The following is a 15907-nucleotide window of genomic DNA, read 5'->3' on the forward strand; positions in this document are numbered from 1 at the left end:
GGAATATACTTTATTTAAAGATTCCCAGAAACAAAAAAGCTGTTATGTCCATCTCGATATATGGACATAACAGCTTTTATTCACTGTCTACTTTACGCAAATAAAAATAAAATAAAACACCCTTTTTTGTATTCTCCACACCATATTTAACTCCATGCAATTCCAAAATGTTTCTACATATTGCAAGACCTAGCCCAGTCTCGCCTTTTGAACGTTGGCGTGCCACATCACCACGATAAAAGCGGTCCCAAACTTTATCCATTTTCGTTTGTTCTAACGGTTCACCTTCATTTTCTACACATACCTTTACGTAATCCCCCCGGTCCAAACCAGATATGAAAACTGTACCTTTCCTTGGTGAATGACGAATGGCATTTGTTAAAAAGTTAGTCATGACTTGTTCGATTCGATGTTCATTTGCTATCACTTGCATCGAAGCAATATTTTTTCTTATGAAAATTTGATTATTGCTTGCAGTTATACGCAGTTGTTTACAAACACGTTCAATTAATTCATCAATATAAAAACTGCCCATTTCCAATTGATATATTCCGGATTCATATTTTGCTAATTCAAGCATATCAACTATTAAACGGTCCATTTTGTCAACTTCTTGCTCCAATGCCTGAAAGTAGTAACTTCTTTTTTCCTTCGCTATATCGTGATGCAATATCGATATCGTACTTTTCATAATACTTAATGGTGTTTTAAGTTCATGGGAAACTCCAGATATAAACTCCTTCCTTGTATTTTCCAGTTGCTTTTCCTTCTCGATGTCCATTTGCAATTGTTGGATGTAATCATGCAATGTTTGTGAAAGTATATTAATATTGTTAGCCAATGTTCCTAGCTCGTCATTTGACTTTATCGTAACGCTCTCAGAGAAGTCTAGATTAGCAATCTTTTCCGTCACTTGGTTTACCTTTAACAATGGACGTGAAATCTTTTTTGAATAATAGAAAGAGGCAAATAAAATCAATATCATGACACATATAGTAAAATAAAGGTAATATTCATTTGAGATATATAACACTTCATCCACAGGCTGTAACGATGTCATAGCAAACAGATACATTGTTTTTCCTTCTAAATGAATCGGCTCAATAAATACTTTATATGGAATTCCGTTAAACTCCTCATCAATTTTATAACTACGTTCGCTATCTATTTCATTACTTAAAATATCCGCCTGAAGGTTTTTAACACGGTCCAAAAATAGACTATTCATATAGATTGGAGCGGTATAATCGCGCTTTTCCGGAAGATGAACTTGTGTTATTGTACCTATCAATCCAATGAACGGGGGAGATACGTTATATAGATAGTTTTTAAAGGGGGATGCTAAAATAATTCCTTCCCCCTCTTCGACAAGAATAGCCGGAAATAGTGATACATCTTCGGCTATTTGATCTGAACTTTCATTGTGGAACATATCCGCTGCTATTTTTCTTAAAGCTTTGTTTTCCAGGCGAAATGTTTCCTCTTGATTATTTGTAAAAGTTGAAATATCAAAGTCCATAGGTATTTCTTGGAAGTTTGCATTAAAGTGTTGCATAAGATACGGAATGATCGTTGATTCCCTTTCAATCCCATATAAACTAATAGATATCCCCTCTTCTAATGGAAAACTATTCGTTTGTACGTCTTCTTGATCTACCATAAAGTGTAATGGAATACGAACGTTTTTTTTATGAATTTCTTCCCCTTGCCAACGATCAACTTGAACATCAATATAAAAGTCTACATCTTGTAAATTGCCATGTTGATTCAACATCGCAATCCACGTATTATGACTTTCATACAATGCTCGTTCTAGCTTGTGGATTTTTTCAGTATCTCCTAAAGCTTCTCGATAATCACTTTCAAATTGCTGGATAGCTTCTTGAACATCTTGTTCCTTTTTATATACATAATAGTATTTAAATAAAATAGTTTGTCCTACAAAGATTATTGCTAAAATAAACAGACAAAGTAATGTTGTTAACGCAAATAATTTCAAGGCAATCTTACTTTTCATAATGTGTCCTCAAATGTATACCCTATACGAATAACCGTCTTTATCGCGCCAGCCTTTTCTCCTAGCTTCATTCGCAAATTACGTATATGTGTATTAATCGTTCGATCATCCCCTACATACTCATAACCCCAGATTTTTATAATCAATTGTTCTCTAGTAATGACTTTTCCTGCATTTTGTATGAGGTAAGATAATATTTCAAACTCCGTGTAAGTCAACTCAACGATATTACCATCCACCAAAACCTTTCTAGTCACTAAATCAATCGCTATTCCATTCGCTGACTCATAATATTTTTCCTTCATATGATGCTTTTGTTGCCGACTGTTTAACAGTCGCTTCGCTCGTGCTAATAAAATCGCTGGGCTATACGGTTTCGTTACATAATCATCTGCACCAAGTTCAAAGCCCAATAGCGTATCTTCTTCTTCCGCCCGAGCTGTCAACATCACAATTGGAACGTCAGACATCTTGCGAATACGCCTACAAACGGACCAGCCATCCATTTCTGGTAACATAATATCCAGAATGAGTAAATTTACCTGTTGCTCACCAAATAACTGTAGAGCTTCCTTACCGTCCTTTGCTTCTAACACATGAAAGTTTTCATTTAAAAAGTAGTCTTTCAAAACTTCCCTTAATATTTGTTCATCTTCCACAATAAGTATCGTCGCACTCATACCATCACTTCCTTTAAATTAAGGCAGTCTTTATTACCAATATAGCAAATGAATATAAAGATGAGATAAAGAAATGCGTTATGAATAAAACGTAGATAGATTTGGGCTAGGTATAAAAAAATACCTAATGAGGGCGATTGTTTATGTAAAACGAGTATTATAAAAGCCGTGGGATTTACTTTATTCTCCCACGGCATTTCTTCCTTACAATTATTATTTAATAATCTGCACTTTATGAATAGATCTGCCTTCAATCTCCAATATTTTAAACGTTAAATTCTCTCTTTCAATTACGTCATCCTTTTCGGGATAATCATTAAATTCCTTTAGCAAATACCCGGCAAGCACATCCTCATCTTCCGGTATTTCTGTATGGAAAATAGCATTTAACCGATATAATGGGATTTTCCCATCACAAATGATTTCTGTTTCTGTTAATTTTTCAACAAGCTGCTCATTTTCGATATCCATTTCATCTTCAATTTCTAACCCAATCATCGCTTCGATAATGTCCTCATGCGTTAAAACACCTTCCGTTCCGCCATATTCATCAAGTACGACGGCCATATGTTTTTTCTCCTTCATCATCTGACGGAAAACCCACTCAATAGAATGTGATTCATACACAATTAATGGATCATTATCACTAAAAGCCTGTAACGACTTTTCTGGTTCCATTGACCATTGGATTAAAAACTTAGAGTGGAAAATCCCCACAATATTATCGATTGTTTCTTCATATATCGGGTATCTTGTAAATGGATTTTGAATGACAATATCCCGCGCCTCTTCATATGTTACGGTATTAGGTAAGGCGACAATATCAACACGCGGCGTATTTAAGACGTCCTTTACATTCAAATTATGAAAATCCAACACACCTTTTATGCGGTATGATTCATCGCTTTGGAATGTCCCTTCCGAATCAACAATATCCACAATTGCCCGAAATTCTTCTTTTGAGATGGAGACACTTGCTGGTTGCCCTTTAGAAAGTGCCTTTGTAATTAGCCCTGTCATCCAGTTCAATACAACCGTAATCGGTTTAAAAATGATAGTGACAAAACGTATGACAGGATAAACAACATATGCAATTCGATCTGGAAATGCTGCCGCAACTGACTTCGGTACTACCTCGGAAAAGATAATAATAACGACCGTTAAAATAGCTGAAACAATCCCCACATGAAATCCATATTGAATAGCCAATGTTGTAGCAAGTGTAGGCATCACAATATTAGCAACGTTATTTCCAATTAATATCGTTGTTAAAAATTCACTAGGCTTCGAAACAAGATCCAAAAGCTTTTGTGCCTTTTTGTCGTTGTTGTTTGCCCTCATTTGTAGTCGCATTTTATTTGTAGCTGTAAGTGCTGTTTCACTTCCCGAAAAGAAAAATGAAATAAATAATAAGACGATGATCGCAATGATCACTTATGTTTCCTCCTTGTTATATCTACTGCAAAAATTTATGATAATTTATTATAGACTAAGAATAGAAAACTGCATAGTTTGTTGCTGTAAAAATAAACCTCTTTTTACTATTTGTCACTCATTATTCACTAATTACACCCGATGTCATACAACTTTTGTCAGATTAAAATTGATGAATTCTCCAATTTTCCCTTTTTATTTCATATCTTTATGTTAAAAGTGAGTGGATATCCTGGGGTTGGGCATTTTATTATGAATCGATTTCTAAAACTTTAGCCATGGAATAAAAAGGGACGTGATTAGATAGAACCATGTGGCACGTTTTCAGTAGGTAGGCTTATATATTCTTGCTTAAAAACAAAATACAACACTCTTAAGATAAAATTATTCTATTTGAATAAAATATATATTGATATATATTCATTGGTGTATCACTACAAGTTTTAGACCACTGTAAATATACCAATGGTAAATAATAAGGATGGAGTTGTTTAAACATGGCAAGAGTATTTAACCCTAAAAGATCTATTTTCGTACCCGCGACAGGTGGGCACCCAAAAAATGCAGAATATCGAATTGCATGGGGAGCTGAGAGATGGAATTCCTTAGTTAATGTAACAAAAGTACAGATGGTCTATAATGGAACGGTTGCGGGAATGTTAAGCCCTTCATTTCCGGATGAAACACTGGATCAACAAGCTGTTATCTTCGCTTTGCATTTATTAAGTGACAAAAAATATGGAATAAACTCAAAAGACATTAAGGATGTTTTGGTTTTAAATAAGGTTACCAATCAGCTTGATGTTAACACGTTACTAGACAGCCTCGAGAAGGAAATTGAAGAAATGACTATAGATATATATGACTCAAAGAAAAATCCCTTATCTGTGATTGTCGATATTAAGTTACAGGAACAATTTAAATTAGAAGACTCCGTTAACGCCTTCTTATTTAGAGTACACATAGTTCCAGTTAAATAATTGTCAGTTCTAAGTGGTGGACGAGTATTCCTGTCCTCCGCTTTTAATGACCATTTTCCTTACCTCCAAATGAATATGCTATTAAATAGCGTAGAATTTAAATTACATCTTTGTGGTTATTATACACCACAAACAAAACGCATGTTCCCAATTAATTATTTTTCATGTATAATATAGTTAAAATGATAGGAGAAGAATTATTTGTGAAGACACTAACCAAAGTCCAATTTAACGTTCTAATAGCCAGCATTATCGGCGATGGGGAAATCACTAAGATCTATCCTTACAGTAGAAGTATTAATAATAGCTACCGTGAGCATTACGGCAAACAACAAGAACCTTACCGTATATGGAAAAAATCCTTTCTTCCTAATTTGTTGTATCTCACACCAAAAAGCAATACACTCAGATCTCGTTCCTGTGAGATTTTCACCAAATTGTATCCATATTTTTATGATGACGAAGGGAAGAAGAAGCTCCCATTTGATTTAATCAAAAAATGTCAGTTACCACACTTCCTAGCTATTCTTTATATGGATGATGGGACGCTGAGCCTTACAAATAGAGTTAATCACATCAAGAAGAAAATTTATATAACACCCCAGATTTACTTATATCTGCAAAACTATCCCCAAGAGCAACTTGTTACACTAAAATCCTACATCGGGAATACCTTTAATATTAATTTAAAAATTGGAAAACGGAAAGATAGATTTGGCTCCATCCTTAGAACAACATCTGTAAGGGAAACCTTTGCCTATCTGGACTTAATCAAGGATATTACTTCATCCTGTCCATCCATGTATTACAAAACTAACTGGCAGCATCGGCTTTCCATCGAAACAGCTCGTTATAACGAAGCCTATCCTAACTATACTGTAATTACCAGCGACCATAACCGCTTTAAAAACTATGATGAAATGGAAATTGAAAAAATGATTGCACTAAAAATAGATGGGTGTACCGATCAATATATTGCAGATCAGATTGGTCGCTCTTATTGGTCGGTTGTTTATAAATTTCGTGAGTTACGAAAGGAAGGTTTAATCATATAAATTTAGAAAAAAACCTCCCGTCCGGCCATGCCGAAGGGGAGGTTTTTTTTGTAAATATGTTTGCCAATTAGCGTAGAAGTTGAAGTACGCCTTGTGGCTGTTGGTTGGCTTGCTTTGCCGCTGTGTCTTTCAATCACAGAATAGACTATATCTTCACCCGGAGTTATTACTTGCCGAGGCTGGGCGCTTCGAATGGTGAGCGATCTCATCATCCTACGAATCTCATTGCCATAGTTATTTAAAACGTTAGGCAGTGCATTCTAGTCGTTGAACCTTCGCCAGGCTTTCGCCACAGGCGCTTGGCTGCTGATTGTCCATTGTTACATTGTCTTGTTTTTCAAACCATCACGTTTGCCGTTTCCAGTTGCGTTGTGGTACAAGACACTTTAGGAATTCCCAGCAATTCACCCAGTAATCATCTGACCCGTTGCCAGTTCAGACGCCCTTCCACCCATTACCTTAGAAGCTGTAATACTCCTTGAGACATTTGGTTGGATTGAGCTAACATTGCTTGTGCCGCTTGAGAAAGGATGTTGTTCTTAGTGAAGTTCATCATTTCCTTCGCCATCGTGCGAACATTTGCTTTCACAAATGACCAGACTATATCTTCACCCTCCGAAGACTCGCTTCGAATTGGGGCTGGGCACTTCGGGTTGCTGGAAGTATTGCGGCTCTTCCAGTTCCCTACGGATTTCATCACCTTGACTTTAAGAGCGTTAGGTGGTCTATCCTAGTCGTTGAACCTTCGCCAGTCTTTCGACACAGGCGCTTGGCTGCTGATTGCCCAATCTTGTCTTTTTTCAAAGCCCTCACGTTTGCTGTTTCCAGCTGCGTTGTGGCAAGACAAACTATAAGGGGTTTCCAGCAATTCACCCAGTTGTAATCACTGACCGTTTCCAGCCAGGACGACTGTGACTGTTGTTACCAGTTTACGCAGCAACTAAGTCATAATCTACGTCACGAATACGTGATTCTGCTGCAGTCAAGTTCTCTGCAGATGCACCTAGGTTGTTGATAGTGTGCTCTAGACGGTTTTGAACAGCTCCAAGTTTAGAGCGCTCAGCAGAAACTGTATCAATAGCTGATTGAAGTGTTGTGATTGCAGAATCAGCAGCTTTTTGATTTGATATATTAATACCTTTTTCAGAATCAACCGTTCCTGCAGTTACAGTGGTTTCAGTTGGTGCTGTTACTCCAGTAACTTTAGCAGTTCCATCATAACTATCATCAGTTTCTACTGTGATACTTCCAATGCCTTTAAGCGCGTTAACCACATCTTCATGTGTTGCAGTTACAGCTCCAGCCCCGTTACCAGTACCTTTACCAGCTTCTTGAGCAAGTGTAACCGTTATACTTCCATCTTCATTGAGCTTTGCTGTAGTTTTTTCAACAGCATCTGCATCTTCATCACCAAGTGTTGTGAAGTTGATTTTAACTTCTGCGTTTGTATTATTAGACACTTTAACGCCAGTTACACCAGTTAATTCTACAGCATCTCCGCTGTATCCATTAACCTTCAATGATTCAGCATCCATCTTTTCAATACTGATAGAAAGGCTTTGTCCTTGGTTTGCACCAACATGGAAAGTACCTTCAAAACTACCATCAAGTAATTTCTTTGTGTTGAACTCGGTATCTTTAGAGATATCGTTCAATGCACTGTTCAACTGATTCAATTCTTTTTGCAATTCTCCACGGTCTGAATCCGTGTTTGTATCGTTAGAACTTTGAACAGCCAATTCACGCATTCTTTGAAGGATTGCATGTGTTTCATTTAATGCACCTTCCGCAGTTTGGATTAGAGAAATCAATTTTGTTATCGCAATGGCATTTAATCCACTGCTTCTTTATGTTTCCATAAAGTTCAGATCATATCTTCATCCTTAAAGGATGCCCCGCGCTCGTGGGTAGGTTATCGGTCTGTATCCTCACTACCTGATCGTTACACCTTCCTAGCTACATCTTACTCTCAATTCACTAGGCTCGGCTCGGTATTGCCCACCATCCGCTTACTGCTAGCGTGGTTTGGGGTTCCACCGAATTCACGGAGTTTTCAACTAAGTATTGCTACTTAGAGCGGCATTATTAATCTACCGTCTTGAGAGTTCTTTTGAGCCATCTCCAAACCACGAATTTGTCCACGCATTTTTTCGGAAATTGCTAAACCTGCTGCATCGTCTCCAGCTTTGTTAATTTTAAGGCCTGAAGAAAGTTTCTCCAATGAATTTTGTACTGCTCCGTTATTAGCACTTAATTGACGATGCGTGTTAAGTGCTGCAATATTGTGATTGATAATCATGATCAATCTACCTCCGTGTATTGTATTTTTACAGGCACATCCGTTTGCCTGCTATATATTACAACCTGACTTTGTCAGATTATAACCGATTTTTGCGTTGCTCCTCGTAAATCTCTTCACGATAGATATTGATGTGTTGTGGTGCTTCAATTTTCAAGCGAAGCATACCGTCATCCTTGACCACTTCAATACGAAGCTTGGAGCCATCCTGGTTGTTGTCCAGAATGATCGCTTCTCCTGCTTTTCTTCCTACGACTAGTGCCATGTCCATCCTCCTTGATGTTACATCTTTATTATCGGCAGTTTTCTTTCAACCTTTAGCGTTTTGTTGAAAAAGTTTAACCTTTTGCTAAATTTTATATCTTACTGCCTTGTTTATTTTATCGGCACGCTACGGAGAAGATTAAACACTTTATTCGTAAAATATTTTGGTGCGTGTAGGTATCTGTTAATCGTGATAACCCGACACTTATATCAAACAAAACCTCAAACCTTTCTCACAGATTCAGAGAGTATTCCATTGATGTTTCGCATGACTCTATAGGAAGGTGCTTACAAGTAAAGCAGGGGCAAAATGCAAAAATCCCCCAACGTTCATCAAAAGGTGAACATTGAGGGGATATTCCTATTATATTGCGACATCCATAATCCACCTTTGGGGACATTGGATGCTTTTTATTACATCATGCCGCCCGTAGGTTAGCCACTAAAATCCTCTAAAATAGCCACAAAGTAATACCGTTATATCAACATTTCATAGAAAACCGATAAATAATCCTAAATGATGAATCATTCTCTGATGATGAAAAAGATAACCACATGTGTGACCACAGTTTTTCAGAGAGGGCTTATACTAACTTACTTAACATATTTGGGCTATCACATGAAGCTTATTAGAGCAACTGTTATTGCTTTTAGTATAGCGCTGTTTACAACATTGTGTAACCAGAGCCACGGACTAATGATGTGCAGCAGATGTTAGATGGCAAAAAAGACGTTTCGTTATCATTACAAATGAAACCGATGCTCCATTCTTAGATGAAACAAAAAAGGCATGACTAGAAAATGAGGAAGGTGCTTTACTTTTAATGCCTTCCGTAATGACGGTGAAAACCAGAATCACGATGGTTTAAGTAAAACCCTTTCCGATTTGATATGCAACATGTGGCTGCCATTTACTATCTGAACGGCAGGAAGGTCTATGGAGAATACGAATTAGAAACTCATGAAGGGCTATGCCAGCAAGAGGTATTACGATACTTTATTGATTCCATGAACGAAGGTGCGACCAATGAGTAATGAAGAAATCACTCGAAAGCTTGAGGAACTTCAAGACTACTTAAGCACTTCTAATATCTTCACAGACATTATTCGTTGCATAGGATGGGTATTCATCAAAAGGCTTGCTTGGATTGTCGATAAGCCGGAGACGCTGACAGATGAAATTCTGTTGGTCAAAGGCTTTTATAATAACCCTGAAACTGTAGCATTTATGGATTCAATCAAACCATTTCTATACATCTTGCTCGCCTTTTCTTTGCTTTATACAGGCTATCTCTTAATCTTCCAAAAGAAGTTCAATCGTGAAGGAATAGCGTTCAACCTTTTTTTGACCCTAATGGTCATTCTTACTCTAAACGCCGGAATGGATAAGACTGACGACTCCTCATTGAGTGGTTTGGTGATACACAGGAAAGTTGTCGATTTAACTGAAGTCACAAAAATAATTTGTCTTCGACTGAACTAAATGTACCGAACAGCACACCCCAGCAAAATTGCCAATATTAACGTTGGGAAAAGTACGGAAAAGATACCGAAGATATTTCAAGTGAAGGAAAGGAGATTTCCAAATACACACTTTATTTTAACGATGCCGGGGAATATCGTGCCGAAAAATTAGATCAATCAGGGCTCGAGTGGAACAATGAATATTACTTTCGTTACTTCATCAACTGGTTCACCATCTTTGTGACGTTAGGGGTCATTGCCTTTACCCTATTTTCCATCTCTCTCAAGCTGGCGAAGTTGTTCTTTGAACTAACATTCAATTATATAGTGGCTCTGATTGTCGCACCTACCGATATTCACGACGGGCAGAAAACAAAAAAAGTCATACAGGCGATATTAAACACCTTCGTTGCCACAATCCTTATTTTTCTATCAATGAAGGTGTATATGATTGGTACAGCTTATTTGGAAGAATCGTTAGATACCTTCCCCTATCTTATTGCGTTAATCGCCTTTTCGTTAGCAGTTATTGATGGACCGAATATTGTTGAAAGACTATTCGGCATTGATGCTGGATTGAAAAATGGATGGGATATACTCGCCGGAGCGTATGCAGGCAGCAAATTAGTTTCTGGCACCAGAAAGCTTGCTGCACAAAGTGCTGATTTTATGACGGGCGGCAGACTTAGCAACACAAAAGATTCAATGGCTAAGTTCGGGAATCGCAACCGCAAAGGAAGAAATAACTCAAAAGCGCCCTCGCCTAACGCAGCGTCGAAAGATGGATTTCAAACAGGCATGAGTAATTCAACAGGGGCAAATGACGACAGTAAGAATGTTTCCTCTAGCAATAATGATAACCGACATGATGAATCGGTAGGAACATCCGAAAGCACAGCGTCAAAAAGCATCTCTTCTCAACTAGACAATGAACAGACGCCAGGACAGAGAAAAGAACGGAGAGCGCCTTCGCCTAACGACGCAGATAAAGGGGTGTCTGCACGTAGCAGAACAAGTATTGGGACTGGCCAGGCGGGCATTCATCAATCGCAAAGGGAATCTAGATCAGACAGTGTGTCTGAACACGGACAAGGCTCAAGAAAGTTGTCAAACAGTGCTTCAACTGTAGGTACAACAAATCCATCTAAACCAAGCCTAGAATGTAACATCCCATCAATCAATACTCAAGGCTCGCATAGTTCGCAAAAGGTACAGGTTGCACAACGATCAAGTGTTCAGACAGACATTGATGTGACAAATGAAATCGAACAATCTACAAACACAGCAGCTCGCACAGTTTAGATTGGGAACAGCAGCAATGTTCAAGACACTTCAACCACAACTCATGCAGTGACCGTTCAACAGAACGTACAGCATACCGACCAAGTAAATGTCCAATCGACCCAAATTTCTCATAGAACTGTCTCAGGGCAAGAAAAACAGCAACAGGTGTCTGCTTCTACAATCAAGCGCAGACCAAGCTCGTATCAGATTCCTATTACGGTTAGTAGGCAGAAGTTGAAATCGAAAACATGATGCCTCCCTTTTTTCTAATAACTCTTTTGATTCTCTTTTGAAAGGATGGGACAGTATGAATAACAAACATCAATTTCGTGCAAGAGTGAGAAACGTCAACTACGAGTATCTGGAAGACTACCAGATTACCAATGATTATAGCAACATTGGCGAAGCATTAGACGCCATTTTGGAGGAACACGAGGAACTGAAAAAGAACCATTGGAATCTGCAATATATCTCCCATACAGTTGCCGAGATCGTAAAAGAACGAATTTCATATGAATTAAATAGGGTGCGATTAGGAACAAATAACACGGACAGGAACACACAAATATTAATTGAATTATTGCAGGGCTATATGCAACTCCAAAATGTACGACACATTCCGACAACGGATATGTATAAGACTGAGTTTCTAACCCATACCGAAGAAGTTGTCCGTAGCAGAATAACCAAGATGAAACAGAGAAAGGATTCGAAAGTAAAATGAATTACAAGTATAAAGAATTTGATTTGTTTACAGCTGCTGACATTAAACAGATGGTCGATCATGATATAGACAAAGCGCTTGAATTATTTGCCGACAGTTATTTTGTAACCTTTAAAATGCAGCACGACATCTTACAACTACGTCATCTGATTGAAACAAAGAATGAGGAGATTCAACAAGCGATTGATCTATGTAGACAATGTCTAAAATCAGTCGAGACTACAATTCAAAATCGAAAATAAAACCCAACCACGTTTCTAGAAAAATAGGAGCGTGGTATTTTAATTTTACGTCAAAATTCCCTGAATTTAGCGAACGAAAATTCATGCATTATTATGCAAGCACCTATACTTTTTAAACTCAGAAAGCAGTTATCCTTCTTTACACTATTGCTCTATTCTATAACAACTTGTGTATCTATAATTTTTTTCATTAATATAAATGAGAACTTTACTCCATCTTTTTCATGAAGAATATCTTTAAGATATATTTTAGCTCCATTTGAATATTCACTTGGAAAGCTTATAGTCAAATAAGTCATTTCTTTTTTACTCTCTTCCCAAAATCTGTACTTCACTTCCTCTTTTCCACAGAATTCAGCTAAGAAACGGTCTATAGATTGACCTTCTCTATACCAATTAATAATAGATTTATTAATCCATACTTCGTCCCAACTATCAAAAAAAGGGAAGTGCAAGAGTACGTTTCGAATAAATTTAAATAATTCTTTTCCTATCTCCACTTCCATTTGAGGTCGTTGGTTTTTTATTTTGTCAAGCACACACTGTATCGGTTCGTAATTGAGTAATTCTGAGTAAATAGCAAAACCATTTTTAATCTTAGTAAATCGATAAAAAGAATCATTTTCCTAAAATTCATCTGACATCACTTCTTCAAATAAATTATAAAATCCATTGTATGCTAAATTAAGAAAAGCAACTTTATTTTCGTTCGGTCTTAATTGTTCCCCCACTTAACCCCAACCCTTTGTTTCAATAGTCATAATTCCCAGCTTATAAAATTTCCCCGATTTTACTATACAGGACACATATCCCTATTAAGAGGGTGTGACCGGTATTTTATATCATCCTATTTATTGAGCCTTGACTCTTCTAAATTAAATTTCTCGATGGATTTTTTATCAGTATGTTTTACAATCTCACTAAAAATATTTATTGCCTCATACAGATCATCAACATCAAGTTTTCGTATTGAACCTTTTTTATATTTACTTTGCGGAGCTACTCTTAAATATTTTTCATCAACTATACAACGGTTATGTACAATGATGTTTCTTATAGCAATAAATTCTTTTAGTTTACTTTTTAAATCCCTATCTACTGTCAAAGGTATTCCAGACGCTTTACACCATTCTTCAATATGTCCAAAACCTTTATTAGCTAAAGATGATACTTTATTTTCAATTACTTCATTAATTAGTTCATCCTTTGATTCCACTTCCAATAATTGTGCAATTGAAATGTGGGGATGATTATTATGTAGAATATTAGGCTGTACTTTTAATATTTCTCTCACTAAATTGACAATATAAGTTTGGAAATTATCAACCTGTCTACTATAAATCATTTCTATAAACTCCTGCGAATGCTTTCTTAATTTTTTTACACGATTTCCGGGTTTTGTCTGCATTAACTCTTCTGGACTTTTTGCAACTTCACTCTCGGTAACTAAATCATCTGCAAGTTCTAATGTTTTTTTAGCATGGTAAGGTATATAATCACCAATCAAAACAGTATCGATAATAAAAAAGAAAAAATCCAAATCACTTAGAGTTGAACTGAAGTACATTGCTCCGGATTTTGTACCAATATCTGGTTTAGTAACCTTAAGCTCAATCAACAGCAATCTCCTTTCTCCGTATAACGGATGGATTGTTGAACTATTACAATACATTTCGTTTATGTAATCACGTTAAAGTCTTTTATAAATTTTCGGCCTCTTTGTTTCAATGTCTTAATAATAATGTCTCCCATCCACATAAAAACCAATAGAAGAGCATAAGGGAAATTTGTCCCCACTGGGCGTGTAGGATCAGGCAGAGCCTAATAATTTCATGGGTTCATTTTTTATAAAGTTGTCACACGCCCGTGACAGTTAAACATCCGATCGTCACAGCTGTGTGACAAAATCTATTATTTTGATATCAATAAAACGTCAGGCTCTGCCTGATCTATCACGGAAAGTGATAGCAGTTTTCCCTTATGCTCTTTCTATACCTTTAATAGCGTTTCCGATAACTTTCTTTATTCTTTTATATGAATTAGGTAGGTTCCTATGCGGTAATCTATCAATTACTTCTAAAATATAATGTATTTTCTTAACAGCTTTCTTTCTCTCGGTCATCAGAAATTTTCTATCTACTGAGTTATCTCCTGTCAGTTGAAGATTCAAAATATCATAAAATTGTTTTGTTGCTTCCTGAGAGCTAATCAAATCCATATCTAAACAATATCTCATAGAGATCAAATTGTATTCTTCAAGTAAATTTAATGCACTGCTATGGTTTGTTTTTAATAAATTCAATAGTTGATCCCTTTTACTTTCTTTAGGAATCATATAATTTATAAGACTTAGGCTTTCATTTTTGTATTGATATCTGTATCTTGGGAAACCGTTAGAATCTCTACTTGCATCAAGGGAGTCGTTTAAATATGGAACAAAAAAATCCTTATCAATAATTATTAGCTTTGGTATAGACAAATTACTAAGTAGATATACTGGATAATCTAAGCTCTTTACTCCCCCTAGCTCTATAATACTTATACCTGTTAAGTCTAAATCCATATTCTCTTTTTTCATTAAGAGTTTTATCACTTCAGCATCAATTGAACTTTCCACAATAATAACAAAGTCCGAAAAGAAAAAATCACTATTTTTATATCTGTAAAATTTATAATATTGTTGTTCCTGTAAGTTATACCGCTCGAAAAAATTATTTGGAATTTGATTAACGATTGTCTTAAATCCCCTAATATTATCTTCAACCTTCCTAAACAAGACTATTTCTTCATGTTCTAACTGGTCTACAATAATAGAGGAATGAGTCGTAAAAATAATTTGAGATTCTACCTCACTACTAGACTCTTTAAGACCTTTTATAAACTCTCTTTGGGCCTGAGGATGTAAGTTAATTTCTGGCTCCTCAATTCCTAACATTATATTTTTGTGTCTTAACTCGGCTAAATATCTATACATCGCTATAATTGTGAGACTTTGTATTCCACTGCCGCTTTCTGTGATATTATATTTTAATCCTTTTTCATTAATTTCAATATTTATTTGGTCCAGTAAGAGAGAGTAATCTATTTGGCTATCAAAATTAAATACAAATTTAAAGTCTTTATTTAAAGTATATTTTTTTTCAATAGCCTCTTGAATTTTTATTAATCCTACTCTTTCTAGTTCACTAGCAACTCTTTTTACTTTTGGCGTTAAATTATCCCTTCTAGACGTACTCTTCTCAAAGTGTTCACTTAACAGAAGTTTTAATAAAGAATTTTCATTCCAAATCACTTCTTTATTATCCCTATCGATAGGTATTAATATAAACGTAATGTCTTCATTTAATTCATTAATAAATGACTCTGTATATGGTACTCTAAAATTGAACCACCATCGCACTTGAAAACTGAACCACTTCAGTAGAAAATATCCTTAGCAACTGTCGCTAAGGGGGAAGCTGGAG

At 36.2% G+C, this 15907-nt stretch carries 11 protein-coding genes and 6 pseudogenes; 6 read left to right on the forward strand and 11 right to left on the reverse strand.

What is annotated here, in order from left to right; translation table 11 throughout:
* Nucleotides 1-76: 76 nt before the first annotated feature.
* From ACFFIS_RS05855 to ACFFIS_RS05870, 4 genes and pseudogenes are all read right to left on the reverse strand, one after another.
* The gene (locus ACFFIS_RS05855; RefSeq protein WP_390186568.1) at nucleotides 77-2017 is read right to left on the reverse strand and encodes a HAMP domain-containing sensor histidine kinase; all 1941 of its coding nucleotides are present in this window, start codon (nucleotides 2015-2017) and stop codon (nucleotides 77-79) included.
* Nucleotides 2014-2235 (reverse strand): annotated as a pseudogene (locus ACFFIS_RS05860) (winged helix-turn-helix domain-containing protein); the annotation flags it as partial. The pseudogene ACFFIS_RS05860 and the gene ACFFIS_RS05855, both read right to left, overlap by 4 nt.
* 101 nt (nucleotides 2236-2336) lie before the next feature.
* A pseudogene (locus ACFFIS_RS05865) lies at nucleotides 2337-2697 on the reverse strand (response regulator); the annotation flags it as partial.
* 213 nt (nucleotides 2698-2910) lie between these two features.
* A complete protein-coding gene (locus ACFFIS_RS05870; protein WP_320380508.1) occupies nucleotides 2911-4131 on the reverse strand; it encodes a hemolysin family protein in 1221 nt (406 codons plus the stop codon).
* Nucleotides 4132-4628: 497 nt separating this feature from the next.
* Here ACFFIS_RS05870 and ACFFIS_RS05875 point away from each other — a divergent pair, with 497 nt between their 5' ends.
* Nucleotides 4629-5111, forward strand: a complete 483-nt coding sequence (locus ACFFIS_RS05875) for a hypothetical protein (protein ID WP_390186569.1) — start codon at nucleotides 4629-4631, stop codon at nucleotides 5109-5111.
* A gap of 203 nt (nucleotides 5112-5314) precedes the next feature.
* Nucleotides 5315-6166, forward strand: a complete 852-nt coding sequence (locus ACFFIS_RS05880; RefSeq protein WP_390186571.1) for a DNA endonuclease — start codon at nucleotides 5315-5317, stop codon at nucleotides 6164-6166.
* A 454-nt stretch (nucleotides 6167-6620) separates the two neighbouring features.
* Here the strand turns inward: ACFFIS_RS05880 and ACFFIS_RS05885 are convergent.
* The 4 genes and pseudogenes from ACFFIS_RS05885 to ACFFIS_RS05900 all read right to left on the reverse strand — a co-directional run.
* Nucleotides 6621-6734 (reverse strand): annotated as a pseudogene (locus ACFFIS_RS05885) (flagellin); the annotation flags it as partial.
* 382 nt (nucleotides 6735-7116) lie between these two features.
* A pseudogene (locus tag ACFFIS_RS05890) lies at nucleotides 7117-7992 on the reverse strand (flagellin N-terminal helical domain-containing protein); the annotation flags it as partial.
* A 266-nt stretch (nucleotides 7993-8258) separates the two neighbouring features.
* A pseudogene (locus ACFFIS_RS05895) lies at nucleotides 8259-8465 on the reverse strand (flagellin N-terminal helical domain-containing protein); the annotation flags it as partial.
* A 79-nt stretch (nucleotides 8466-8544) separates the two neighbouring features.
* Nucleotides 8545-8730: a carbon storage regulator gene (locus ACFFIS_RS05900; RefSeq protein ID WP_320380513.1), complete on the reverse strand. Its 186-nt coding sequence runs from the start codon at nucleotides 8728-8730 to the stop codon at nucleotides 8545-8547.
* A 1026-nt stretch (nucleotides 8731-9756) separates the two neighbouring features.
* On the opposite strand from ACFFIS_RS05900, the gene ACFFIS_RS05905 reads away from it, so the two are divergent.
* The 4 genes and pseudogenes from ACFFIS_RS05905 (at nucleotide 9757) to ACFFIS_RS05920 (ending at nucleotide 12443) form a co-directional block, all read left to right on the forward strand.
* A complete protein-coding gene (locus tag ACFFIS_RS05905; RefSeq protein WP_320380515.1) occupies nucleotides 9757-10212 on the forward strand; it encodes a DUF8208 domain-containing protein in 456 nt (151 codons plus the stop codon).
* 65 nt (nucleotides 10213-10277) lie between these two features.
* A pseudogene (locus ACFFIS_RS05910) lies at nucleotides 10278-11495 on the forward strand (pLS20_p028 family conjugation system transmembrane protein); the annotation flags it as partial.
* Nucleotides 11496-11784: 289 nt separating this feature from the next.
* A complete protein-coding gene (locus ACFFIS_RS05915) occupies nucleotides 11785-12201 on the forward strand; it encodes a hypothetical protein (RefSeq protein WP_390186573.1) in 417 nt (138 codons plus the stop codon).
* The gene (locus ACFFIS_RS05920) at nucleotides 12198-12443 is read left to right on the forward strand and encodes a hypothetical protein (protein ID WP_320380519.1); all 246 of its coding nucleotides are present in this window, start codon (nucleotides 12198-12200) and stop codon (nucleotides 12441-12443) included. The genes ACFFIS_RS05915 and ACFFIS_RS05920 overlap by 4 nt, the downstream gene beginning before the upstream one ends.
* Before the next feature lie 152 nt (nucleotides 12444-12595).
* Here ACFFIS_RS05920 and ACFFIS_RS05925 read toward each other — a convergent pair whose 3' ends face one another.
* From ACFFIS_RS05925 to ACFFIS_RS05935, 3 genes are all read right to left on the reverse strand, one after another.
* Nucleotides 12596-12982 carry a hypothetical protein gene (locus tag ACFFIS_RS05925; protein ID WP_320380520.1) on the reverse strand — a complete coding sequence of 129 codons (387 nt, stop codon included), beginning with the start codon at nucleotides 12980-12982 and terminating at the stop codon, nucleotides 12596-12598.
* Between the two features lie 308 nt (nucleotides 12983-13290).
* Entirely contained in the window at nucleotides 13291-14061 is a 771-nt protein-coding gene (locus ACFFIS_RS05930; protein WP_390186574.1) for a hypothetical protein, read from the reverse strand.
* A 360-nt stretch (nucleotides 14062-14421) separates the two neighbouring features.
* A complete protein-coding gene (locus tag ACFFIS_RS05935) occupies nucleotides 14422-15843 on the reverse strand; it encodes an ATP-dependent nuclease (protein ID WP_390186575.1) in 1422 nt (473 codons plus the stop codon).
* Nucleotides 15844-15907: the final 64 nt, after the last annotated feature.

The sequence above is a fragment of the Paracerasibacillus soli genome (assembly GCF_042432965.1).
GTDB classification, from domain to species: Bacteria; Bacillota; Bacilli; order Bacillales; family Amphibacillaceae; genus Paracerasibacillus; species Paracerasibacillus soli.

Bases quoted from the DNA above. Each gene is read 5' to 3' on its own strand.
- ACFFIS_RS05915 (WP_390186573.1), top strand. From the start codon at position 11,785: ATGAATAACAAACATCAATTTCGTGCAAGAGTGAGAAACGTCAACTAC.
- ACFFIS_RS05900 (WP_320380513.1), bottom strand. From the start codon at position 8,730: ATGGCACTAGTCGTAGGAAGAAAAGCAGGAGAAGCGATCATTCTGGAC.
- ACFFIS_RS05905 (WP_320380515.1), top strand. From the start codon at position 9,757: ATGAGTAATGAAGAAATCACTCGAAAGCTTGAGGAACTTCAAGACTAC.
- ACFFIS_RS05920 (WP_320380519.1), top strand. From the start codon at position 12,198: ATGAATTACAAGTATAAAGAATTTGATTTGTTTACAGCTGCTGACATT.
- ACFFIS_RS05875 (WP_390186569.1), top strand. From the start codon at position 4,629: ATGGCAAGAGTATTTAACCCTAAAAGATCTATTTTCGTACCCGCGACA.
- ACFFIS_RS05855 (WP_390186568.1), bottom strand. From the start codon at position 2,017: ATGAAAAGTAAGATTGCCTTGAAATTATTTGCGTTAACAACATTACTT.